15 protein-coding genes and 1 pseudogene are annotated in these 22,563 nt (G+C 70.3%); 6 read left to right on the top strand and 10 right to left on the bottom strand.

The annotated features are described in order from the left end of the window. The 7 genes and pseudogenes from PKE44_RS00810 to PKE44_RS00780 all read right to left on the bottom strand — a co-directional run. A pseudogene (locus tag PKE44_RS00810) lies at positions 1 to 1,580 on the bottom strand (hypothetical protein); the annotation flags it as partial. Between the two features lie 97 nt (positions 1,581 to 1,677). Beyond that, on the bottom strand, positions 1,678 to 2,142 hold the full coding sequence (trmL, locus tag PKE44_RS00805; RefSeq protein ID WP_324547754.1) for a tRNA (uridine(34)/cytosine(34)/5-carboxymethylaminomethyluridine(34)-2'-O)-methyltransferase TrmL: 465 nt from the start codon (positions 2,140 to 2,142) through the stop codon (positions 1,678 to 1,680). Positions 2,143 to 2,859: 717 nt separating this feature from the next. Continuing rightward, positions 2,860 to 3,606, bottom strand: coding sequence for a PaeR7I family type II restriction endonuclease (locus PKE44_RS00800; RefSeq protein ID WP_324547753.1), 747 nt, complete (start codon positions 3,604 to 3,606; stop codon positions 2,860 to 2,862). Continuing rightward, entirely contained in the window at positions 3,607 to 5,277 is a 1,671-nt protein-coding gene (locus PKE44_RS00795; RefSeq protein ID WP_324547756.1) for an Eco57I restriction-modification methylase domain-containing protein, read from the bottom strand. A gap of 331 nt (positions 5,278 to 5,608) precedes the next feature. Continuing rightward, positions 5,609 to 7,153 carry a PEP-CTERM sorting domain-containing protein gene (locus PKE44_RS00790; RefSeq protein ID WP_324547752.1) on the bottom strand — a complete coding sequence of 515 codons (1,545 nt, stop codon included), beginning with the start codon at positions 7,151 to 7,153 and terminating at the stop codon, positions 5,609 to 5,611. 376 nt (positions 7,154 to 7,529) lie between these two features. Next, positions 7,530 to 7,748, bottom strand: a complete 219-nt coding sequence (locus PKE44_RS00785; RefSeq protein WP_324547751.1) for a hypothetical protein — start codon at positions 7,746 to 7,748, stop codon at positions 7,530 to 7,532. Positions 7,749 to 7,827: 79 nt separating this feature from the next. Then, complete coding sequence (locus PKE44_RS00780) at positions 7,828 to 9,096, bottom strand: multifunctional CCA addition/repair protein (protein WP_324547750.1); 1,269 nt, start codon at positions 9,094 to 9,096, stop codon at positions 7,828 to 7,830. Positions 9,097 to 9,250: 154 nt separating this feature from the next. Here PKE44_RS00780 and PKE44_RS00775 point away from each other — a divergent pair, with 154 nt between their 5' ends. Then, a complete protein-coding gene (locus PKE44_RS00775; protein WP_324547749.1) occupies positions 9,251 to 10,858 on the top strand; it encodes a DegQ family serine endoprotease in 1,608 nt (535 codons plus the stop codon). 237 nt (positions 10,859 to 11,095) lie between these two features. Here the strand turns inward: PKE44_RS00775 and PKE44_RS00770 are convergent, their stop codons facing one another. After that, complete coding sequence (locus PKE44_RS00770) at positions 11,096 to 12,196, bottom strand: AI-2E family transporter (RefSeq protein ID WP_324547748.1); 1,101 nt, start codon at positions 12,194 to 12,196, stop codon at positions 11,096 to 11,098. A 159-nt stretch (positions 12,197 to 12,355) separates the two neighbouring features. Here PKE44_RS00770 and PKE44_RS00765 point away from each other — a divergent pair, with 159 nt between their 5' ends. Then, on the top strand, positions 12,356 to 12,739 hold the full coding sequence (locus tag PKE44_RS00765; protein ID WP_324547747.1) for a YajD family HNH nuclease: 384 nt from the start codon (positions 12,356 to 12,358) through the stop codon (positions 12,737 to 12,739). Between the two features lie 157 nt (positions 12,740 to 12,896). Here the strand turns inward: PKE44_RS00765 and PKE44_RS00760 are convergent, their stop codons facing one another. Further along, positions 12,897 to 14,630, bottom strand: a complete 1,734-nt coding sequence (locus tag PKE44_RS00760) for a hypothetical protein (protein ID WP_324547746.1) — start codon at positions 14,628 to 14,630, stop codon at positions 12,897 to 12,899. 81 nt (positions 14,631 to 14,711) lie between these two features. Beyond that, on the bottom strand, positions 14,712 to 17,813 hold the full coding sequence (locus PKE44_RS00755; protein WP_324547745.1) for a helicase-related protein: 3,102 nt from the start codon (positions 17,811 to 17,813) through the stop codon (positions 14,712 to 14,714). A 423-nt stretch (positions 17,814 to 18,236) separates the two neighbouring features. Between PKE44_RS00755 and PKE44_RS00750 the strand changes: the two genes are divergently transcribed. From PKE44_RS00750 to PKE44_RS00735, 4 genes are all read left to right on the top strand, one after another. Further along, positions 18,237 to 20,021, top strand: coding sequence for an SUMF1/EgtB/PvdO family nonheme iron enzyme (locus PKE44_RS00750; protein WP_324547744.1), 1,785 nt, complete (start codon positions 18,237 to 18,239; stop codon positions 20,019 to 20,021). Positions 20,022 to 20,035: 14 nt separating this feature from the next. Beyond that, positions 20,036 to 20,563 (top strand): hypothetical protein, encoded by a 528-nt coding sequence (locus PKE44_RS00745; protein ID WP_324547743.1) that lies wholly within the window; start codon positions 20,036 to 20,038, stop codon positions 20,561 to 20,563. Positions 20,564 to 20,656: 93 nt separating this feature from the next. Further along, positions 20,657 to 21,559, top strand: coding sequence for a type VI secretion system-associated lipoprotein TagQ (gene tagQ / locus PKE44_RS00740; RefSeq protein WP_324547742.1), 903 nt, complete (start codon positions 20,657 to 20,659; stop codon positions 21,557 to 21,559). Between the two features lie 73 nt (positions 21,560 to 21,632). Next, entirely contained in the window at positions 21,633 to 22,514 is an 882-nt protein-coding gene (locus PKE44_RS00735) for a glycine zipper domain-containing protein (RefSeq protein WP_324547741.1), read from the top strand. Positions 22,515 to 22,563: the final 49 nt, after the last annotated feature.

The following is a 22,563-nucleotide window of genomic DNA, read 5'->3' as shown; positions in this document are numbered from 1 at the left end:
GCCATCGCCGGCGGCGCCGGGCGCAACAGCTGGCGCGCCGCCACCGCCGCCGCCAGCGCGAACAGGCCCGGCAGCGTGCGCAGGAAGCGCGCGGCCTCGCCGTCCTCGTCGAACTGGAACTGCCACCACAGCGCATGCCGGTAATCGATCTCCTTGTACGAGAACCAGCCGAGCCACAGCGCCGCGACCACGGCCATCGCCGTCACCGCCAGCCAGCCGGCGCTCGGGCGCTCCTCGGCGAGGCGCGTGCGCCGGTAGAAATGCGCGCGGCACGGCACCAGCGCCGCCAGCAGCAGCGCCAGCAGCGAGGCTTCCTCGTAGTCGCCGCCCTTGAGCAGCGCCGCCAGCGCACCGGCGGCAAGCAGCAGGCAGGACAGCAGCCAGGCCGCATCCAGCCGCCGCTGCAGACCCTGCGCGAGCAGGATCAGGCCGACGCCGATCACGGCGCCGAGGAAGTGCGAGACCTCCAGCAGCGGCAGCGGCACGACGTGATGCATCCACGCGAGGCGCGCCTCGTCGGCCGGGCTGACCGTCGACATCAGCAGCACGCCGCCGCAGATCGCCGCCATCAGCGCCAGCCCCGACGGCAGCAGCACCGGCACCGCCGGCGCCGCGACGCGCAGCGCCTCGCCGGCCTGCCGGCCGAGCCGGGCACCGAGCGTGCGCGTCTCGTACAGGCCGAGCGCCACGGTCGCGAGCGCGAGCGGCAGCAGGTAATAGATGGCGCGGAACGCGAACAGCCCGCCGAGCAGATCGCCGGCCTCGACCCACGGTGCCAGCAGCGCGATCACCGTCGCCTCGAACACCCCGAGTCCGCCCGGCACGTGCGAGACCAGCGCGACGATCTGCGCGACCAGAAACACCGCGAGGAAGTGCCCGTAGCCGAGATCGGCGACGCGCGGCAGCAGCGCATACAGCACGGCCGCCGCCAGCAGCCAGTCGGCCGCGCCGATCACGAGCTGGCGCGCGGCGAGCGGCGCGCGCACGACCGGCAGCGTCCAGTCGCCGATGCGCAGCGGCTCGCGCCGCAGCAGCGCCAGCGCGAACCAGCCGGCGACCGGCACGAGCAGCAGCGCCCCGAGCCACGGCCCGTGCGGCAGCGCCGGCAGGTGCAGCAGCTCGGCCAGATCGACCGGCTGCGCCAGCAGCACGCCGCCGGCCGTCACCAGCAGGCCGAGCCACAGCGTCACCGCCGAGAACAGCACGATCTGCGCAATCTCGATCGCCGACAGCCCCCAGCCGGTATACAGCCGCAGGCGCAGCGAGCCGGAGCTGAGCACCGACACGCCGACGCTGTTGCTGAACGCATAGGAAACGAAGGACGCAAACAGCACGCGCGCCCCGGCGAGGGGCTTGCGCAGGTATTGCAGCGCCAGCCAGTCGTAGGCGGTGATGACGGCGTAGCTCGCGACGGTCAGTGCCAGCGCCAGCCGCAGCCGGTGCGGCGACAGGGCTTCGAGATAGACGACGAGGTCATCCCACGAATATTCACTGAGCTGGTGATGCAGCGCCCACAGCGCGCACAGGAACAGCAGCGGGCCGAGCAGCGACACGGCGCGGTGCAGCAATCGGGAGAGCATGGTGAGGTTCGGCGAGACGGCGCCCGGGCCGCGGATGGCGGCAGTGTAAGCCGGCCGGCGCCGTGCGCCTGAGTGCCGGATTAAGACGATGCGCGCTTCAGCCGCCGCCGGCGTAGCCGTGCTGGCGCCAGGCTTCGTAGACGGCGATGGCGACGGCGTTCGACAGGTTCAGGCTGCGCACGCCGGGGCGCATCGGCAGGCGCACGCGACAGCCCGCCGGCAGCGATTCGAGCAGCGCCTGCGGCAGCCCGCGCGTCTCCGGCCCGAACAGCAGCGCATCGCCGGGCGCGTAGGCCGGCTCGTGGAACGGCCGGGCGCCGCGGGTGGTGAAGGCGTAGACGTGCTCCGGCGCAACGGCTTCCAGAAACGCCGGCCATGAGGCGTGTTCGCGCACGCGCGCATATTCGTGATAGTCGAGCCCGGCGCGGCGCAGGCGGGCGTCATCGAGCACAAAGCCGAGCGGATGAATCAGATGCAGCTCGGCGCCGGTGTTGGCGCACAGCCGGATGACGTTGCCGGTGTTCGGCGGGATTTCGGGTTCGAACAGCACGACGTGGAACATGGCGGGTGCGGACTGGCGTGCGGAGCAGGCGCGCGAGCATACGGCGCCCGCGCCCGCCCCGGCGAGCCCGGCCGACGGCCGCGGGCGCGTGGAGCGTTTCACGTGGAACCGAAACAGCGGCGCGGCGGCGGTCGGCGGCTGGGCTCCGGCGGCAATCGGCCAGGTACAAACCCCAGGCCGGTTTCCGTTGAAGGGAAACCCGTTCTGCTGCGGACTTAACCAGTTCCCTCCGGAGCACAACCGGGTCAGGTCGTGGACCTGACCGGTTAGCTTCCGGACCCTGACCGGTTCCCCTACGTCTGCTGAGGCGGCCGGAAAGCGTGATCGCCGGGTTTCCTTCGTCAGCGGCCTGTGCGGCAGGTGTTCCACGTGAAACCGCATCGGCCCGGCCGGCGTGTTTTTCCGCCATTCAGTCATATGATCGGTCGGGCACCCCTCGCATGGAGGCAGCGCAATGACCGGGCAGCACGCAAAGACCGATGGCCACGGCAACGTCTCGACGCAGATCACCGGCAGCGGCAATCAGGTCACGCTGCGCTGAAAGCCGGTGCGGTGCGCGTGCAGACGGCTTGCTTCTGCCAGCCGCCGAACCGGCAGCGAGCATGCAGAAGCAGAAGCGGCGCACCGCCGCTCCGGTGGGCCATTCGTCCCGACAGGTTCAGACGGATGCCGCCGGCCTGCTGGCTGAATACGTGGTCCGAACGGGCCTGATCGGTTTCAGCCGCGCTGCGCGGCAACCGCCGCCATGTGGCCGGCCAGGGCGCTGACGAAGGTCCGCAGCCCGGTGGCCGGTGACAGTTCCGTCCACTGCCCATCTCCGGCGGCGCTGCGTGGCGAGGCGATCACCGCAGCGGCGGTGTAGAGCTGTTCGCGCACCAGACGCTCGCACAGCAGCTCGTAGCGCCGCAGGTAGGAAGCGGCGGCAAATTCCGGCAGCACCGGGAAATGCGGCGATGCGTCCCGCACCGGACGGCGCGAGCCGGGCGCGTCCTCGACCAGCATCAGCCAGCCGGTGAACGGGCGCAGCGTGGCCCCGAGTGCGCCTTCGCGGTATGCCGTCCAGAAGTCGTGCGCGGTACCGATGGCTTCTTCGGTACGGTTGTTGAAGTTGTTGCCGAACGATGGTCCGACCTGACTTTTCAGTTCGATCGCGGCGATCAGGGCGCCATCGCACGGATCGACGATCAGCAGATCCCACTGCTTGGTCGGCCGGAAGTAGCCGGGCAGCGTCAGCAGGCGCCGTGCGCGATGGATGCATGCCGCGTCGAGCCCGTTCGCGTGTGCCAGCGCGACGATCAGCCCGCAGAAGCCATCCATGTTCCTGCCGGCGGTGACGCCGGCGCGCTCGCCCGCATCGAGGAGGCCGGCCGCCTGCTGGCGCTGGCGTGCGGTCTCGCGGCTGTTCCAGAACGCCTGCACCGCGGCTGTGGCCCGCAGTTCGTAATCGGCCAGATCGAGTGCCATTCAGCGTTGCGCCAGCAGTTCTGCCTGTTCGGCTGCGCTCAGCCCATAGAGCTGCGCCACGGCCCGATCGCAGGCGGCGAGGTTGCGGCTGCGGGCGGCATGGATCAGTTCCTGACGCAGCGGTCCGGCCAGCTCGTGCCAGTACGGCAGTCGCAGCCGGCGCAGGTACTGGGCCTGAAACCGCAGATAACCGCCACGCATCCGCGTCGAGTAGCTGGCGATGAAGGCCCGGGTCAGCCCCGACAGCAGCACGGCCTGCAGCGCGTGCAGGTCCCAGGCCGTGGCCGTGACGTAATACAGATTGTGATGCGGATACAGGCGGCCGGGTTCATGGACGACGTGGGCCGAGCCCTTGATGTCCGGGATCAGCAGCTTCGGTTCCGCGGCCAGCGCCGGGTGGATGCGGTCGATGGTCCGGTACCAGTTGCCGGGGGACTTGCGCGCGCAGTGGCGGGCTGCGATCACGTCCCGGTGCCGCTCCAGATACGCGCGCAGCCGTGGCCAGTCGCGCAGATCGACCAGCCGGCCATCGTCGCCGAAGGGATTGACGACCCCGAGCCCGCGCCAGCGCAGCTCACCGGATTCGAGGTCGGCCGTCATCGCCAGCGGCAGCTTGCGTTGCGGCTCGACATCGAGGCTGGCGTAGTCGCCGATGAACACGCGATCGGCTCCGGTCGCGACCCCGATGCCGACCCGGCAGCCGGTGGCTTCGAGCAGCGGGAAACCGGCTTCGATGCGGCGGATCAGGTTCGTGCGCGCATCGGTATCCAGCAGCCACGGTGCATCACTGCCGCGCAGGCAGACCAGTTGTTGCTCGCGCACCTCCGGCAGCGACGGATCAGGCTTTGCCGCGGCCTGCAGCGCGGCAGCCAGCGGCCCGAGCACTCCGGCATCGAGCGGCGGACGATGGGCGATGCGCGTGCGGCCGGGCCGGGCGCGGGCAATCACGACGATGGCCGGATAAGCGGCCACCTCGCTGTGGAAGGCGGGCGTTTCATCCATGTCGATGACCGCCTGCAGGTGGAAGCCTTCGGCCACCAGCCGGCGCAGCGGGCCGCCGTAGCGGTTCTTCATCCAGCGGTCCGGGCAGATGAAGCCGAGCCGGCCACCGGCGGCGAGCAGCGACAGCGCGCGTTCGATGAACGGCACGTACAGGTCGGCGCGATCGTAGAGCGTCGCGTAACGGCGGCGGTATTCGGCCAGCAGCACCGGCGGAATCAGCTCCTGCCGCACGTAGGGCGGATTGCCGACGACGAAGTCGAACGAGGCCGGCAGCGCGCTCAGCAGGAAGTCGCCCTGCCGCAGCCATTGCCGGATCAGGGCTTGCGCCGTGTCCGCCCCGATGCCGGCCGCGGCCAGTTCCTCGCCGAGTGCGGCGCGGGCACGACGGCAGCTGTCGTGATGCAGCTCAACGGCCTGCAGCGCCGGACCAAGCACGGCCAGGATGTCGGTGTCGCCGGGGCTACCAGCCGCTCGCCAGGCCGCGAGCAGGCGGCGCACGGCCACCCGCAGGAATTCGCCGCAACCGGCGGCCGGTTCCAGCAGACGGCAGGCATGCAGCGGCCGGTCCGGCGTATACCCGACCAGATCCAGAATGAACTCGACGACCTCGATGCGCGTGAACACCGCACCGCGGGCTTCGGCATCGTCCTCGGCCGCGAGTCTGGCCACGGCGGCGGTGACGGCGGGCGCACAGACCGGCTGGGCCGTGAGCGCGTCGGTATCGGGAAACAGGGGCAGCGAGGACAAGAGACGATTCCACGGCAGCGGCGAGATCATCGCGCCGGAACATCGTACTGGGGCTGCTCCGGCTGCGCATGTGCGGCGTGGAAGCCGGTACTGCCTGCCGCATGGGCGACTATCCGCTGCGCGCGGCCCTCTTCCACCCGTGCCAGCACAATGAAAAACGGCGCACCGCCGGTCCGGTGCGCCGTGCGTTCAGGCAGGTTCAGGCAGGTTCAGACGGATTCCGCGGCGGCCCGCTCTGCCGCCGGGGCGGGCGTCAGCGCTTGCGGCGGGCGCCGTAGAGCGTGAAGCCGAGCATCGCCGCCATCAGCGACAGGCTGCCCGGTTCCGGCACCGCCTGCACCGCCATCAGCAGCAACTGCCCACCCTCGACCAGCGCCGGGTCGGTGAGCGCGTAGTGCGCCTGCACGTCGAGCAGGAAGTACTGGTAGGTGCCGGTGTCGTAGCCGGCGACGCCGTCGAACAGCGCGGTCACGTCGATGATGCCGGAGGATTCCTCGTCCTGGGTCAGGAAGCCGGGGGCGCCGAGCAGGAAGCGCGCCGGGTCGTGGGCGGCAACCTCGACCGTGGTCTTCGTGTTCGGGTCGTAGCGCCAGACCTTGCCCAGACGCGCGGTGTTGCCGACGTCTTCCTGGATCAGCACCGTGCCATCGGCGGCGACCGTCAGGTTGTCCATCATCTGCGGCTGGCCGGGCTGGCGGCCGTCGATCAGCAGTTCGATGACGCCACCGGCGGCCGGGTCGTTCACGTCATTGAGCGTGATCCGCCACAGCCGGCTGGTGCGCGAGGCCGGGTCGGCGTCGTCGAGACCGTCGGTGGTCACAAAGTAGGCGCGGTCCGGGTTCTGCGTATCCCAGGTGATGTCCTCGGGGCGCAGGAAGTTGGTGCCGCTGCCGTCATCGACCAGCGAGAAGCTGGCCTTGCCGTCGGCGTCCAGCCCGAAGTTGGCCGTGGCCGAACGATCCTCGATCGCCGCGCCGTTGACCTTGATCGCCCAGGTCGTGCCGTTGGTCAGGCCGGCCTTCTCCAGATCGGTGCCGGTCGATTGCTTGTCGCCGAAGTAGACGTAGACGCGGCCCTTGGCGTTGGCGGCATCGCCGTTCGGATGGGTGTCGTCGGTGCCGAGCACGACGGTGCGGTCATCGGCAGTCGGCCGGGCGACGACGTTCTCCCAGGCGGCGTGGCCGAGCGCGGCGAACTCGTAGCTCTGGCCGGCATCGGCGCCGGTGACGGTGTGCACGAACGCCCGGCCGCCGCTGGTCTCCTCGCCGTTCATGAAGAAGCGCGTGCTGGTGCCCAGACCGCTGCCCGGATTGAAGAAGGCGGTCGGCGCCGGCAGGTCGGCCGAGCAGAGGCGCGTCAGCGTGGCGTTGATCGCTGGCTGGTACTGGCCGGTGGAGGTGTTCAGCAGGTTGACGGTCTGGATCTGGTCGCGACCGCTCAGCACCGTCAGCGTGCTCTTGTCGATGACCCACTCGGAGACGAAGGCGCCGGTGGCGCCGTGCGCATGCACGGCACCGGCGCTGGCGCCGAGTTCGTGGTTCATCAGCAGCGTGAAGCTGCCGTCGCCGTTATCGAAGGCCCCGAGGCCGTCGGGGATGCCGGCCATCCGGTAACCGTTGCCGGCGGCATCGCCGACCGTCAGCAGCGGGGTCAGCGCGACGCCGGTCATCGACGGCAGCAAATAGGTGGATTGGGACGAGCTGCCGAGCGGACCGGCCGGGAACGGCGCGGCATGAACGACGGCAACAGGCATCAGGCCGGTGACGAGCACCAGGGCGGAACAGGCAAGCGTACGCATGGGAACAGGCTCCGTGCAGGCTACGGAAGGGAAGCGGTCGAGGGATCGACGCCTGCGGACGCAGCGGCTACGGCACCGGAAGCTGCCGGACGGACTCTGCGTTCCCTGAACCCGGCAGCGACCGCGCCGCGTGCGGTCCGCGGGCAGGCGGACGCTACGCGGCCTGTGTGAAAGCCCTGCGGCAGTTCAAAGACAGCGCCCGTGGATCGCCGGGCGGGGTTTCACGTGGAACGTGGCAGCGGGATCGGCAGTGATGGCGGCCGGGATGCTGCGGCTTGCGACGGGTTTGCTGCGCCTTGAGCAAAGGTGAGCGGCACTGCCACCCGGCCCCGGAACCGGCATGGCTTCGGGGCGTGGGGGCGTAAGCGCGGTGGTTTCAGGCAGTGACGTCGATATAGGCGCCGATGCGCCGTTCCGGGTCGAAGGCGGGGATGTCCTTCGGGGCGGCGGGGGCGGAGCGGACCAGGGCTTCGCTGGCCTGCTGGCGCTCGGCTTCGACGTGGCGCTGCTGCGGGGCGCCTTCGGACTGGGAGGGCGGACGCTGGTTGCTGATGAACTGCTCGATCGAGGACGAGCCGATGTTGCCGACGTTCATGGCGGTGACTCCTTGACGGGTACGGCAGGCAGCAACCTTACGCTGATGTAATGGAAATGCCAGTCGTCGCAACGGCTTCTCACGATGTCGCCGCACTCCCCTCCCCCGCCGCGTCCGCCGCTGCGGCCCGGCGCTTGCGCGCCGCGCGCAGCGCATCGAGGCGTGCCAGACGCAGCGCCTCGCCGAACTCCGGACCCTTGAGGCCGCGCTCGACCAGCGGCTGCACCGGCACCGCCGCTGCCGCCTCGCGCGCCTGCGCGAGCCATGCGGCCTGCGGATACGGCCGCGTTTCCAGCCCGGTGCGCCCGCGCGCATCGGCCTCGCAGGCGAGCAGCCAGCGCGCGAAGCGCTCGGGGCGGCGCAGCGCGTCGAGGCGTTCGAGGGTTTCCAGCAGCGTCGCCGTGCGCAGCTCCAGCGCGCGGTGCGCGCGCGTATGCAGCTCGGCCACCAGCACGGCGAGTTCGCGGAATTCCTTCGGTGCGCGCAGGCGCTCGCTGACCTCGCGGGCGAGCGCCGCGCCGCGTGCCTCGTGCGCAGTGTGCTTCGGCCATTCGGTCGGCGGCGTCGTGCCCTTGCCGAGGTCGTGCAGCAGCGCCGCGTAGCGCGTCGGCACGTCGGCGCCGAGGCGCACGGCCTGTTCGAGCACCAGCAGCACGTGCACGCCGGTGTCGATCTCCGGGTGATGCTGCGGCGGTTGCGGCACGCCCCAGAGCCGGTCGAGTTCGGGCAGGAGCCGCGCGAGCGCGCCGCAGTCGCGCAGCACCTCGATGAAGCGCCCCGGCACCGGTTCGCCGAGCGCGCGCGCCAGCTCCTGCCAGACGCGCTCGGGCTGCAGCGCATCGACCTCGCCGGCGGCAACCATGGCGCGCATCAGCGCCTGCGTTTCCGGCGCGACCGTGAAGCCGAGCGGTGCATAGCGGGCCGCGAAGCGCGCGAGCCTGAGGATGCGCACCGGGTCCTCGGCGAAGGCCGGCGACACGTGCCGCAGCACCCGCGCTTCGAGATCGCGCCGGCCGCCGAAGGGATCGATCAGCCGGCCGTCGGCGGCCTGGGCGATGGCGTTGACGGTCAGGTCGCGCCGGGCGAGGTCGTCCTCCAGCGTCACGTGCGGGGCGGCGTCGATCGCGAAGCCGTGGTAGCCGGGCGCGGTCTTGCGCTCGGTGCGCGCCAGCGCGTACTCCTCGCCGGTTTCGGGGTGCAGGAACACCGGGAAGTCCTTGCCGACGCGCTTGTAGCCGAGCGCCAGCAGTTCATCGGGCGTGGCGCCGGTCACCACCCAGTCGCGCTCGCCGACCGCCCGCCCGAGCAGCGCATCGCGCACCGCCCCGCCGACCAGATGAATTTCCATCGCTGCCCTCCTCATCCTTCCACACAGGTTCCGCGCAGGTTCCACGCACGGCCGTTACGCCGCGTTAAGCCACGGGTAAGCCGTGGCGACATCGTCCTGCCTATCGTGCGCCCATTGAACGCGGCAGCCGAAGCGCCCGCGAGGAGGCACGCACATGAACCCGCAGAACCCGCAGGACCCGAACCTTCCGCAGTCCCCGCAAGCGTCGCAGAACCCGCAGACGCCGCCGGCCGCGACCGTCCCGCCCGTCGCCCGCTTCGCGCGCGCCCGGCACGGTGCCGGTCATCGCCGCGGACTGGCGCTCGAATCCACCGGCCTGCGCCGCAGCCTGCTCGCCGCGGCGCTGGTCGCGGCCTTCGGCGCCGGTGCCGTGCTGCACGGCGGCAGCGAGCTGATCGAGCAGGCGCATGCCGAGGCTCCGGCGGTCACGCCGGCGCCGGCGCGCATCGTCACGCCCGACTTCGGCGCACTGGTCGAGCGCTACGGCCCGGCCGTCGTCAACATCCAGGTCGAAGGCACGGTGCGCACCGCCGCGCAGCAGCCGCAGATCCAGATCGACCCGAACGATCCGCTGTATGATTTCCTGCGCCGCTTCGGCCTGCCCGGCCTGCGCGGGCGCGGTGGGCCGGCGCCGGACGTGGTGCGCGGCGAAGGCTCGGGCTTCATCGTGCGCGCCGACGGCGTGATCCTGACCAACACCCACGTCGTCGACGGCGCCGAGCACGTCACCGTGCGCCTGACCGACCGGCGCGAGTTCAAGGCCAGGGTGCTCGGCAAGGATGACCAGAGCGACATCGCCGTGCTGAAGATCGACGCGAGCGACCTGCCGACCGTGCGCATCGGCGACCCGGCGCGCTCGCGCGTCGGCGACTGGGTGCTCGCGATCGGCAGCCCGTTCGGCTTCGAGAACAGCGTCTCGGCCGGCATCGTCAGCGCCAAGGCGCGCACGCTGCCCGATGACAACTACGTGCCGTTCCTGCAGACCGATGTCGCGGTCAACCCCGGCAACTCCGGCGGCCCGCTGTTCAATGCCGACGGCGAGGTCATCGGCGTCAACTCGCAGATCTACTCGCGCACCGGCGGCTATCAGGGCATCAGCTTCGCGATCCCGATCGACGTGGCGATGAAGGTCGAGCAGCAGATCGTCGCGCACGGCAAGGTCACACGCGGCCGGCTCGGCGTCGCGATCCAGGATGTCTCGGCGCCGCTCGCCGCCGCCTTCGGCCTGAAGACGCCGCATGGCGCGCTGGTCAGCAGCGTCGAACCCGGCAGCGCCGGCGAGGCCGCCGGCCTCGAAGCCGGCGACGTGATCGTCGCGCTCGACGGCCAGACCATCGAGCGCTCGGCCGACCTGCCGCCGCGCATCGCCGACAGCAAGCCCGGCAGCCACGTCGAGCTGACGGTGATCCGCAAGGGCGAGGAAAAGACGCTGAAGGCGACGGTCGGCGAATTCCGTGCCGCCGCCCGCGAGGCCGGCGACGAGGCCGCGCCCGGTCAGGGCCGGCTCGGGCTGGCGCTGCGGCCGCTGAGTCCGCAGGAGAAGCGCGGCAACGACCTCGACAGCGGCCTGCTGGTGCAGCAGGCGAGCGGCCCGGCCGCGCGCGCCGGCGTGGCGCCCGGCGACGTGGTGCTCGCGATCAACGGCGAGCCGGTCAACACCGTCGCGCAGCTGAAGGAGCGCCTCGCGCATGCCGGCAAGCAGATCGCGCTGCTGATCCAGCGCGGCGAGGCCCGCATCTTCGTGCCGGTCGATCTCGGCTGACCGGTCCCTCCCGATCCATCACTGACCCCGCGTGCAGCGCCGGCAGGCGCTGCACGCCGTGACCGACTCTCGCTCCCGAGAGGCTGTACCGGGAGCGGACCCGCAGGCCGGCCTTCCCTCCCCCTTACCGGCCGATCCGCCCGCGCGTCCCGCTCCCCCTGGTTTCCCGCCGGAATGCTTGCGGAGGCATCCGGCGGGTTTTTTTTGGCCGGCTCCCGTCCTTGCTCCCCGCAGGGATCAGCCCTCCGGCCGGCGCGCGACGCCCTCGACGAACCACAGCCGCGCGAGGTTCTGGCCGACCGCGAGCAGCACCGGACCGACGAACACGCCGATCAGCCCGAAGGACAGCGCGCCGCCGAGCACGCCGAGGAACACCAGCAGCAGCGGCAGCTCCAGCCCGCGGCCGATCAGCAGCGGCTTGAGGATGTTGTCGATCGTGCCGACCACGGCCGCGCCCCAGACCGCCAGAAAGATCGCCATGCCGGTCGAGCCGGCCCCGTACAGCTGCCAGGCGAGCGGTCCCCACACGAACACCGGACCGAAGGGCACGAAGGACAGGAAGAAGGTCACGAAGCCGTAGAACACGGCGCTGCCGGTGCCGGCGATCGCGAAGCCGATGCCGGCGAGCAACGCCTGCGCCAGCGCCGTGCCGAGCAGGCCGGCAACCACGCCGCGCACGGTGGCACTGGCGACCGCCAGCAGCTCGGCGGCGCGCGTGCCGGCAAACTGCGCGAGGAACTGGCGCGTGCGCACGCCGATGCGGTGCAGGTCGTTCAGCAGCACGCCCATGACGATCACCGACAGCGTCAGGTCGAGCAGCCCGGCGCCGAGCTTGCGCAGCGCCAGCAGCAGGAAATCGCGCGTCGGCGCGATCAGCTTGCGCAGCTGCTCGGTCAGCGCCACCTCGTCGTGCAGCACCTCGTTCAGCCAGTCGTGCAGGTCGTGACCGAACAGCGGGATGTCGTTGAGCCATTCCGGCGCGCTCGGCGGCGAGTTGCCGGACAGCAGCGCCTCGGCCTTCGCGGTCAGCACCATGAAGTTGCTGGCGATGCCGTCGGCGAACAGGAACAGCGGCAGCAGCACCGCCAGCACCGGCAGCGCCACGATCACCGTCGTCGCCAGCCGCCGGCCGATGCGCCGCGTGAGCCCCGCGTGCAGCGGCGCAAACGACACGGTCAGGATCAGTCCCCAGAGGATCGCGGTCAGGAACGGCAGCAGCGTCAGCGCACAGCCGGCGATGAGCAGCGCGAGCAGCGCGAGGCCGAGCGTGCGCACGACCAGCGTGCGATCGAGCAGCGGGCGCAGTTCCGGGAAAGGTGCGGGCGAAGGATCGGGCATCGACGCGAGTCCGGCAGTCAGCGGGAGAGCGGTCAGCGTAACGGCTGGCCGGGACGCTCGGCGAGCACGGCCGGCGAGCACGGCCGGCGCGCGCTACGATCGCGGCTGCTGTCAGCCCCCCTCGTAACCCCTGCCGTCCGCGCCGGAGGCGCCGCTGCCATGAGCCTGAAGAAAACCACCCCGGACAGCGCCAAGCTCGACCGTCTGGTCGCCGAGGCACGCAAGGCCCGCGAGCAGCGCGAGGCCGGTTACCGCGAACAGGCGCTGAAGCTGTATCCGTGGATCTGCGGGCGCTGCGCGCGCGAGTTCACGCGCGTCAACCTGCACGAGCTGACCGTGCACCACCGCGACCACAACCACGACAACAACCCGCCGGACGGCAGCAACTGGGAGCTGCTGTGCCTGTACTGCCACGACAACGAGCACTCGCGCCACGCCGATCTGGTGCGCGGCGCCGACTACTCCAGCGCCGCACCGGCGCCGGCTGCGACATTCAAGGCTTTCGGCGCACTGGCCGATCTGCTGAAGAAGCAGGACGGCTGAGGAAAGCGAACGGGTCCGGGGTTGCCGCGCTTGCCCTTCACCCCACGGCTCCGCGTCCAGAAACCCTGCGGGAGCCGGTGAAAATCCCTCGTTCAGGTGCGATCCGTGCCAGTCGGGGTCCGGCCTGCCGGTGCCGGCCGCCGGGTTCCCGCGGCCGTCATTTCTCGATGTACCGATCCCGGTAGGTGTGTGCTGCGTCGGCGGACGGAAGATCGTCCTCCACGGTATCCGCGGTCCTGATCAGGCCCAGATTCTCGAAGGCGAACGACAGCCCGTAGGCTACCGACAGGCGTTGCAGCGCAGTTTCCGGCAACTCGGGCGCCACCAGGTTCGACGGACGGTTCAGGTGCAGCAGCCTGAGCGGGTATCGATCCGCGATCAGCCGTTCGATGGCACTGCGGTACAGGGCGACCTCGCGGCCGCCGCCGCAGAGCAGCACGGGCAGGCCGTCACTCCAGGCGCGCGAATTGCGGTAACGGCGGCCTTTCGTCTGCGTCAGCACGGCGCTGATCACCCGGCAGACATCGTTCTCGACCGTGCGGAGTCGCTGCTGCAGTTCCGCTTCCGTCACGCCCTTGATTCCGGCCAGCTTCTGCCGGTCAAAGCCGGCATCCTCGATCACACGTGCCGACGTGCCGGCCAGTGCCCGGCGGATCGCGTAATGACAGCCGAGGCGTTCAACGCGGCTGGCGAAGATCGGGAAGACGTGCTCGCCGTCGCTCTCGTGGACGTTGAAGGTGGATACGTCGAGCGTGCCGGCCCCGACATCGACCAGCAGGTGCAGGTCGGGCCGGCGCTGCGGCGAGTTCACGTACATCGCGATCTGGGCGATGAATTCCGGCACGGTGGCGAGGCGCTCACCGAGCAGGCACGGGCGCTCCTGCTGCACGGACTGCGCGGCGGCGAGTGTCGGTTCGTCCTCGGCGACGCTGAGCTTCCAGGCTGCCTCGACCAGTCGCCGGTATTCGTCGTCGATGCCGGCCTGTCGCCAGCGCGCCGCGGGCACCCCGACGTTCACGAACCACTCCAGCCTCCGGTTCGCGTAGACGCTGCGATGCTGCGTCAGCAGCCAGTGGCGCGTATAGCGCAGGACCAGGGCGAGATAACAGACGATTGCCGCACGGGTCTGCGCATCCAGCGTTTCTTCGAGCAGCCGGAACTTCAGGTCGGCGAGCAGGCGATTGTTCCGGTCGCAACCGAGCCAGCCGAGGCCGCCGGAGTCGATGGCGAGGAAGCCGGGCAGGAAGCAGGCAGCTGCACCGCGCGCCCGGACCGCGGCCTCGAAGTTCACGACGTAGCGGCGATTCGCGCCGTCGGCAACGACGACCTTGGTGAAGGCGGTGCCGAAATCGAGTCCGATGGTCATGCGCTGCCGCGCAGCGCGGGGGCCGGCATCGAGCTGCAGCAGCCGGCCGCCGGTGCGCCAGAGTGCCGTGTCCGGCTGCCGGGGCAGGCGCCGCGGAACGATGGCCAGGCTGGAGGGCGCGAGCGGGTCGGTGATGGGCTCTGCTGTCCGGGGGACGGACGCGGGCGCGGTGGCTTTGCGGGTCGTGGCGTAGACCGAGAGGCCACGGCCGTAGCCCCGCAGCGGCGGCTTGCCGGAGGGCGGTGACTCGGGTCTGGCGGGCGCCGGGGATGCTGGAGCCGGCCTGGAGGATGCGGAGCGGGCTGGCGACGCCGGAGTCAGGGCCGGCGCGGGCGGGGATGGTGACTTCGCGGCTGCGGCCGGTCCTGCCGCGGCAGCCGTTGCGTCTGGCCGCGCCGACGTTCGCTGCGCCGGCAGGGAGCTGCGAATCCGGCGGCTCGTTCCCGGGGGCGGTGCTGTCTGCCGGCGCAGGTCTTTGCTGATGGCTGCCAGCGCGCGCTTCCAGTCCTGCTCGTGATCGCTCATGCGTCTTCTCCTGACTCTTTCTCCAGATCCCTGATGTCTGTGTCCATCAGTGTTCGTCCGTGTCCGTGACGTTCGTGCAGCCTATTCGATGCGGATCAGTCCCCGGCACACCTCCAGCCGGTCGCTCTTGAGGCCGTTGCGCTCGTTCAGGCGCTCGCGCTGGATCGCAATGCGCTCTTCGAGCTTGCGCCGCTGCCCCTCGGTGGCGTTGATGACCCGGCGCGTGCGGCCGGCGGCCCGCAGCTTTGCCAGACGTTCCTCGATCTGGTCGAGCTTGCGGCGGCGGTGGTTTTCCAGCGCATCGAGCTGGAAGCGGATACGGTCATGATTGGCCGCTTCCATGGCGCGACGCTTGCCGGCATAGGTCTGCAGCAGGCGCTCGAAGCAGTCCTGCGTACGCTCCGCCAGGCCCGCCAGGTCGACGTCAGCGGCCACCCCCGGCCAGTCCGCGCCGTGGTGCTTGGCGGCGTTGACGAGATCCATCGACAGATCGGTTGCCAGCGGCGCATCGGCATCGACGGGCCAGGCGAGCGCCAGCAGTTCCTCCTCGGTGCGCATCCCGGAGAAGCTGGTCAGCAGCAGCGCAAACGCATAGATGCCCGGTGCCGGCAGCGACGGCAGCCCGCTGCGCTGCCGGTCGAGCCGCAGTGCCACCACCGGCCAGACGCTGGTTTCGAGGCGCTCGAGTTCCTCGCCGATGAACCGTGGCAGCGGGTGGAACTGGCTGATCGTCTCGATCCGGCTGTGGCTGCTGGCGCCGACCCGGTTCTCGAAGCGGCAGCGGACTTCGTCGCCGGTCCCGAGCCGGCTTTGCCCGAGCAGGTGCCGGACCTGCAGATAGTTCGCATAGCGCACGGCGACCGCCGGCGGCAGGCGCAGGTCGAATTCGAACGGATCGGCGCCGGGCTGATACAGCGTGTGGCCGGGTGCGTGCCGTTCGAGATAATCGCGCACATAGGCGGCGAGGTCCCCGGCGGTGATCGTCTTGCGGAAGGTGTGGGCGGCGTTGACCTGTTCGAGGATGTAGCCGCCGTGCGCAATCATCGTTGAGGCCTGGCGTTCGAGTTCGTCCTGCTGCTGGCGCACCTGCTCGATCGCCTGCGCGGTCTGGTCGATGCGCAGTTCTTCCTCAGCGGACGTCAGCTTCTGACAGAGCAGATCCTGGGTCAGGCGGGCGATCTCGTCGCCCAGCACGTCCTCCAGGCTGCCGAGTGCGGTCTCGAACAGGTTCAGGCGTTCGTACAGTCGCCGGACGATGCGCTCGTCGATGGTGCCGGCATAACAGAGGTTCCAGACGAAGATGCTCTCGGCGCGCTGGCCGAGGCGGTCGATGCGGCCGATGCGCTGCTCGATGCGCATCGGGTTCCACGGCAGGTCGTAGTTGACGAGCACCCGGCAGAACTGCAGGTCCACGCCCTCGCTTGCAACCTCGGAGGACAGCAGCACGCGCGTCTGCGGCGTGTCGCGGAAGCGGTCGATGACATCCTGCTTGCTCTCGCGCATGCCCCCCATCAGCACGCAGGCGGACAGGCCGTCATGCTCCAGCCGCCGGGCAAGATAGCGCAGCGTCGGACGGAAGTATGAGAACACGACCACCTTCTCGTCCGGGTGCTCCCGCAGATACTCGATGAGCACCTCGTGCAGGCGCTGGTACTTGGAGTCGTGCCGGGCAAGCTCCGCGGTATCGACCGTGCCGGCGAGTTCTTCGGCGATGCGGCGCACGAGGGGCGAGCCTTGCGGCCGGTCGATGTCGAGGGTCAGGCACTCGAACAGGCTCTCGGCGTCGAGCGCGTCTTCGCGCCCCAGCCAGCTCGTGCAGGCCGCCGCCATCGAACTCGATACCTGACGCTGCGGCATGGCGAGCAGGAAGCCGTCACTCACGTCGCGTTGCCACGCATAGCCGCGCACGGCATCGGTCACGCTTTCGTAGAGCGCGCGTTCCGCATCGGTCGGTTCGACCGCTTCGACGCGCACGCGCCGCACGACGCGCCGCTCCTGCACTTCGGCCTTGCGGGTGCGGGTCACCGCGTGCGCGAGCAGGTTCACGCGCTCGATGCGATTGGCCAGTTCGATGCGCGTCGCCCGCGTATCGGGTGCAGGCCCGTCGGTGCAGGCGGCGATCAGATCCTGCAGCTGGCGGCTGCCGGCGAGCAGCGGATGCGCCTGCGCCTTGCGCAGCTCGTCGACGACCTGCGCGAGACTCGCCCGCAGGTCCAGCGCGCACGCGCGCGCCCGCAGCAGCGGACGATTCGCGAGCAGCACCTGCTGGAACTGCTCGCCGTAGCGGAAGTTTTCGGGATCGACCAGTCGCAGCAGCTCGAACAGATCGTCGGCGCGCGTGTTGACCGGGGTGGCCGACAGCAGCACGAGATGCGCGCTGACCTCGCGCAGCAGGCGGCCGAGTTCGGCGCTCAGACTCTGCGGATTGCGCAGGTAGTGCGCCTCGTCGATGACGACCAGATCGAACAGGGGTTCGGCGTCGGCCTGTTCATCGAGCAGGCGTGCGAGTTGTGCCCGCTCGCCCTGCTCGTCGGTGCTTTGCCAGTCGCCGGAGGGCCGCAGACCCTGCAGGCTGCCGACCAGGGCGCGCTCGGCGGGCCAGGTGTCCTTCGGCTCGCGCAGCGCGGCGAGCAATTCACCGGCACCGACCAGTTCGGCGCGGATGCCGAAGCGCCGGCGCAGTTCGTCCCGCCATTTTTCACGCAGCATCGCCGGGCAGACGACGAGCAGCCGGCGTGCGTCGAGGCGTGCGCGCAGCTCGGTCCAGATCAGGCCGGCTTCGATGGTCTTGCCGAGACCGACCTCATCGGCGATCAGCAGGCCGTTGCACGGTGATTCCAGGAACGAGAGCACCGGCTTGAACTGGTGCGCGTAGAAGTCGGTGGCGGTGGTATCGAGGCTGTAGATCAGGTTCGCGAGCCGGCCCGAGAGCTGGATGCGCGTCAGCTGCCGGCGCAGATCCTCAGTGCGGCCGAAGCGACCGGCGAGCACGCGATCGTACGGATCGGCCGGCGCGGCATCGAGGGTTTCCAGTTCGTAATCGGCATAGTACTGACAGCCGGCCGGAAACCGGACCTGTACCCACTGCACCTCGCCGCGCTCACGGGTGAGTCCGGTGACGACGCCGGTCTGACCGGGATCGTCGAGCAGACGCACCGGCATGCCCGCCTGCCAGCGGCTCATGATCGGGCCTCCTGCTGCGCATGGCGGACAGGGCCGCAAACCGGCTGCCGGCGATCGGGGTAGTGCGCCGCTGCTGGTCGTGATAGGGCCATGCTGGCTTTGCATCCCTCGATGCACATCCGGTCGACTCCCTGAGCAGATGTCCGGCAATCCGGCTCATGAAAACGCGATTATTCTTACAAGTATATGATCATGATCAATTAATCGGCGAGCATGAGTCTCGCCTGACCGCAGCCCCTGCGGGAGCGGTGCCGCAGGGTGGCTGCAAATGCCCGATCAGCGGCTCCGGATGACGGCTGCAGGCCATGCAGCCATGATCCGCCGGAAGCCTGCACCATCACCCGAACACGCACCCGGATGCACTGGCAGGCCGTGGCGCGCTACGCTCGCCGGACTTCCGCTGCCCGCCCAGGCTTACCGCAGATGCCGTCGCTCCGTCGTCCGCCGTCCGCTTTCCACCGCGCGCGCCACGCCGCGCCGGCCACCGCCCTCGCCCTGGGCATCGCCTTGAGTCTCACCTTCCCGGTTGCCGCCGATGAGGTCAGCCGGCCGCCGGCCGCCCCCGATCCGCTCTACGACCCGAAGCCGCTCGCCGACGACATCGAACTGCCGCTGCCCTGCGACGGCCGGCTGCTGCTGCGCACCGTCTACGTGCTCGCCAAGAGCGCGCTCGATGACCGCGAGGTCAACCTCGGCTATCCGTTCACGCAGGACGAACCCGGCTACAAGCAGGGCTTCGTCGCCGGTTACCGGCTCGGCCACGTCAACGGCCAGTTCGAACCGGCCGACCTGCCGACGGCGTGGCGCACGCGCCTCGACGGCAAGCTGCCGGCGGCCGGTGAAGGCGGGCTGAAGCCGATGCTGTACTTCATCGGCAAGTACGAGATCACGCAGCGCCAGTACCGGCTGGTGATGGCGCTGGAGCCCTGGCTGCACGGTGCCGCGCCCGAGCCGCCGGCCTGTCCGGCGCCGGCGGCGACCGACCGGCTGCCGATGGTCGACCTGAGCTGGTTCGACGCGCTGAACTTCACGGCGCTGTACACCGAATGGCTGATGCGCAAGCACCGCGAGGCGCTGCCGGCGCTCGGCGGCGGCGCCGGTTCGGCGGCCGGCGGGGCTTCGGCCTACGTGCGCCTGCCGACCGAGACCGAATGGGAGTACGCGGCGCGCGGTGCGCAGGTGGTCGACCGGCAGGCGCTCGAAGCGCGGCTGTTCCCGCGCCGCGAAGGCAATGCCAGCGAGGACGGGCCGCTGCGCGACTGGGCGGTATACACGCAGGTCGCCGGCGGCAGCGGCCAGACGGCGCGGCTCGCGCCGATCGGCACGAAGCGCCCGAACCCGGTCGGGTTGTTCGATGTGATCGGCAACGCCGCCGAGATGGTGCTCGATCCCTTCCTGCTGGTGCGCGGCGGCGGCCGGCCCGGCGGCGGCACCGGCGGCTTCGTGGTCAAGGGCGGCAACTACCTCGAAGGCGAGCAGACGCTGTTCACCGGCATGCGCCGCGAGTACCCGCTGTTCGACGACAAGGGCCAGCCGAGCCGCAACACGACGACGGGCTTCCGCATCGCGCTCGGCACGCTGGCCGCACCGCGCGCGCGCTATGACGAACTGTTCGCCGGCTGGCAGGCCGAGGGGCGTCTGAGCAACCTGACCAGCGAGCTGCCGCCCGACGCCGATGCCGGCGTCAAGCTCGACCGCATCGTCGCCGACCTGCAGCGCGACATGCCGACCTCGACCATCGGCCGCGAGCTCGGCACGGTCAGCGAGGAACTCAAGCGCTCGGTGGCACTGATCGCCGCGCAGCGGCGCGATGCCGCGGCCAACCTGATCCAGTCCTCGGCGCTGGTCGCCGAAACCATCGGCAACTACAACATCCGCCTGACCAACCTGAACAAGCAGCTCGAAGAGCAGAAGGCGAAGCGCAACGCCGAGGGCGTGCAGTTCTTCACCAATGTCATTGCCGACGGCACCAGTGCGGTGCAGGCGGCGCTGTCGATCTACCTCGACAACGTCAACTCCGGCGCCGCCTACGCCGAAACCCTGTTCGCCGAGCAATTCCAGCGCGTGCAGGACGAACTCGGCAAGAAGCCCGTGCTCGGGCGCAGCCTGAGCGCGCGCGCGACGCTGTTCATGAAGCATGTCGAGCAGTACCGCGAGACGCGCCGGCTCGATCGGGACCGCGTGCTGAACGAAGTGCTCGGACGTTAGGAATCCTCACCCTCATGCGCTTCCTCCTTGCCCCCCTCGCCGTCGCCACGCTGGCCGGCTGCTGCGTCTGTGCCCCGTCACCGGCCCCGGTCGCGGCCGGCGACGTACCGGTCGCCCCCGGCACGCCGCCGCTGACCGATTTCTACGCCGACTGCGGCCGCGGCCTGCTCGATGCCGCGCGTCTCGAACTCGAACTCGAACGCGATGCCGGGCGCGCGGCGGTCTGGAACGGCTACATCGCCGCCACGCAGCGCACGCAGGACTGCTACTGGGCCGCGTACCAGCCGCTGCTTGCGCAGCACCGCAGCGGCAGCCTGAACCGCGTCGAGGGCCGTGCGCGCCTGCGCGAACTCGGCGACGGCATTGCCGCGACCCGCGTCGCGCTCGCCCGCAACCTGCGCCGGCCCGAGGCCGTGGCGCGTGCCGCCGACATGCAGCGCCAGATCGCGCAGGCCGACAATCGCCTGCGCGAGTTCTGCACCAATCCGGATGTCGGCGACTGGCTGCCGCCGGGCTTCGACTGCACTAGGCTCAGCGTCTGAATCCGGCTGCCTTCGCGATGCCGGCCGTGCCGTGCTCCCGGCCAGAACCAGAACAACAGAACAACAGAACAACCTTTACCCGGAGTCTTCCCGATGCATGCCCTTCCTCCGCAGACCGGTGCCCGCAGGCTCGCCGCGGCGCTGTCCCTGACCCTCGCGCTCGGCGGTTGCGCCGGCGTCCAGCTCGGCGGCCCGGCGGATACCGTCGCGCAGACGACCAGCGTCAACTACTACCCGGCCTGCTACGAGCCGGTGCGCTACCTGCGCGAATCCGACGACAAGATGAAATCCGCCGTCGCCACCGGCGCGGTCGGCGGTGCCTTGGCCGGTGGCCTGCTCGGCGCGCTGACCGGCGGTGACAACGCCGGACGCAACGCCCTGATCGGCGCGGCCGCCGGCGCGCTGATCGGTGGCGCCAGCAGCTATTACCTCGAAAAGCAGAAGCAGAACGCCGAGGACAGCGCGCGCTTCGCCGCCTACGGCACCGACATCGACCGCGCCACCGGCGAGTACAACCGCACGACCTCGGCCGCGCGCAACGCCCAGGGCTGCTACCAGAAGGAATTCCAGACCCTGGTGCAGCTGCGCAAGACCCGCAGGATCAGCGACACCGAGGGCCGGGCGCGCTTCAATGAGATCGTCTCGGGCATCAGCGAGGCCAACGCGCTGATGGCCGCCGTCGACCAGCGCATCGGCGAGAGCCTCAACACCTATACGCAGGCCTACGAGGAAGACCTGAAGAAGACCGGCGTCGAGCGTCAGGCGGTCACCCGCGCCGCCCGTTCCTCGAAGCCGGTCGCCGTCGCCGGCTCCGCCAAGCCGGCCAGCACCGAAGCCGCCGTCAACACCGAGCGCAAGGTGCAGCAGGCCTCGACCGCGCGCGACGAATCGAAGGCCGTGAGCAGCGGCCTGACCGCGCAGCTGAAGAGCTTCTGTTCCAACCCCGATGTCGGCGACTGGGGCAGTGGCGCCTCAGCCTGCGGCAGGGGCGTCTGAATCCGCCTGGAACCCTCTGCTGCCCGGCACGGAAGCAGCCTGAGAAACCCACCTGCACAGGAGTCCGTAGGCCATGTCCCTCTCTGAACCGAAACCCGGCCAGCGTCCGCTGGCCGCCGCCCTGTCGCTGCTGCTGGCGCTGAGCGGCTGCGCCCAGATGAACAGCACGATGGGCGTCGTGCAGCAGACCACCGTCAACTATTACCCGAAGTGCTACGAACCGGTCGGCTACCTGCGCGAGTCCGACCAGCGCATGCAGCAGGCGGTCGGCACCGGGGTGGCGCTCGGGGCCCTGGGAGGAGCTGCCATTGGCGCGATAGCGACCGGCGATTCGCGGGGCGCCATCGCCGGCGCGGTGCTCGGCGGTCTCGCTGGCGGCGCCACGGCCTACTATCAGCAGAAGCAGCAGCAGCTTGCCGAGGACAGTGCCCGCTTTGCTGCCTACGGCACCGACATCGACCGCACGACCGGCGAGTTCAACCGCACGACCTCGGCCGCGCGCAACGCGCAGCGCTGCTATCAGAAGGAGTTCAAGGCGCTCGTGCAGCTGCGCAAGCGCGGCAAGGTCAGCGACGCCGAAGGCCGGGCCCGCTTCGCCGAGATCGTCTCGGGCATGAGCGAGGCCAACGCGCTGATGGCGGCGGTCGACGGCCGTATCGGTGAAAGCCTCGACACCTACACCAAGGCCTACGAGTCCGACCTGCAGAAGCGCGGCGCGACGCGCAGCACGGTTGCGCAGTCCGCCAACCGTGGCGGCGGGCGTGGTTCGTCGAAGAGCAGCGGTGTGCCGACCGAGGCGGTCAACGTCGAGCGCAAGGTGCAGAAAGCCACGGCCGCCCGCGAGGAGGTCAAGACCGTCACCGCCAGCATCGCTGCCGACACGCGCAGCTTCTGTTCCAGCCCCGACATCGGCGACTGGGGCAAGGGCAATGCGACCTGCGCCAAGAGTGCGTGAGGCCGTTCATACCGGTCCCGGCTGAGCATGCCGTCTTTTCAGCCCCTCT

The sequence above is a fragment of the Plasticicumulans sp. genome (assembly GCF_035331805.1).
Taxonomy (GTDB): Bacteria; Pseudomonadota; Gammaproteobacteria; order Competibacterales; family Competibacteraceae; genus Plasticicumulans.
This window is presented reverse-complemented; position numbering and strand designations above follow the sequence as displayed.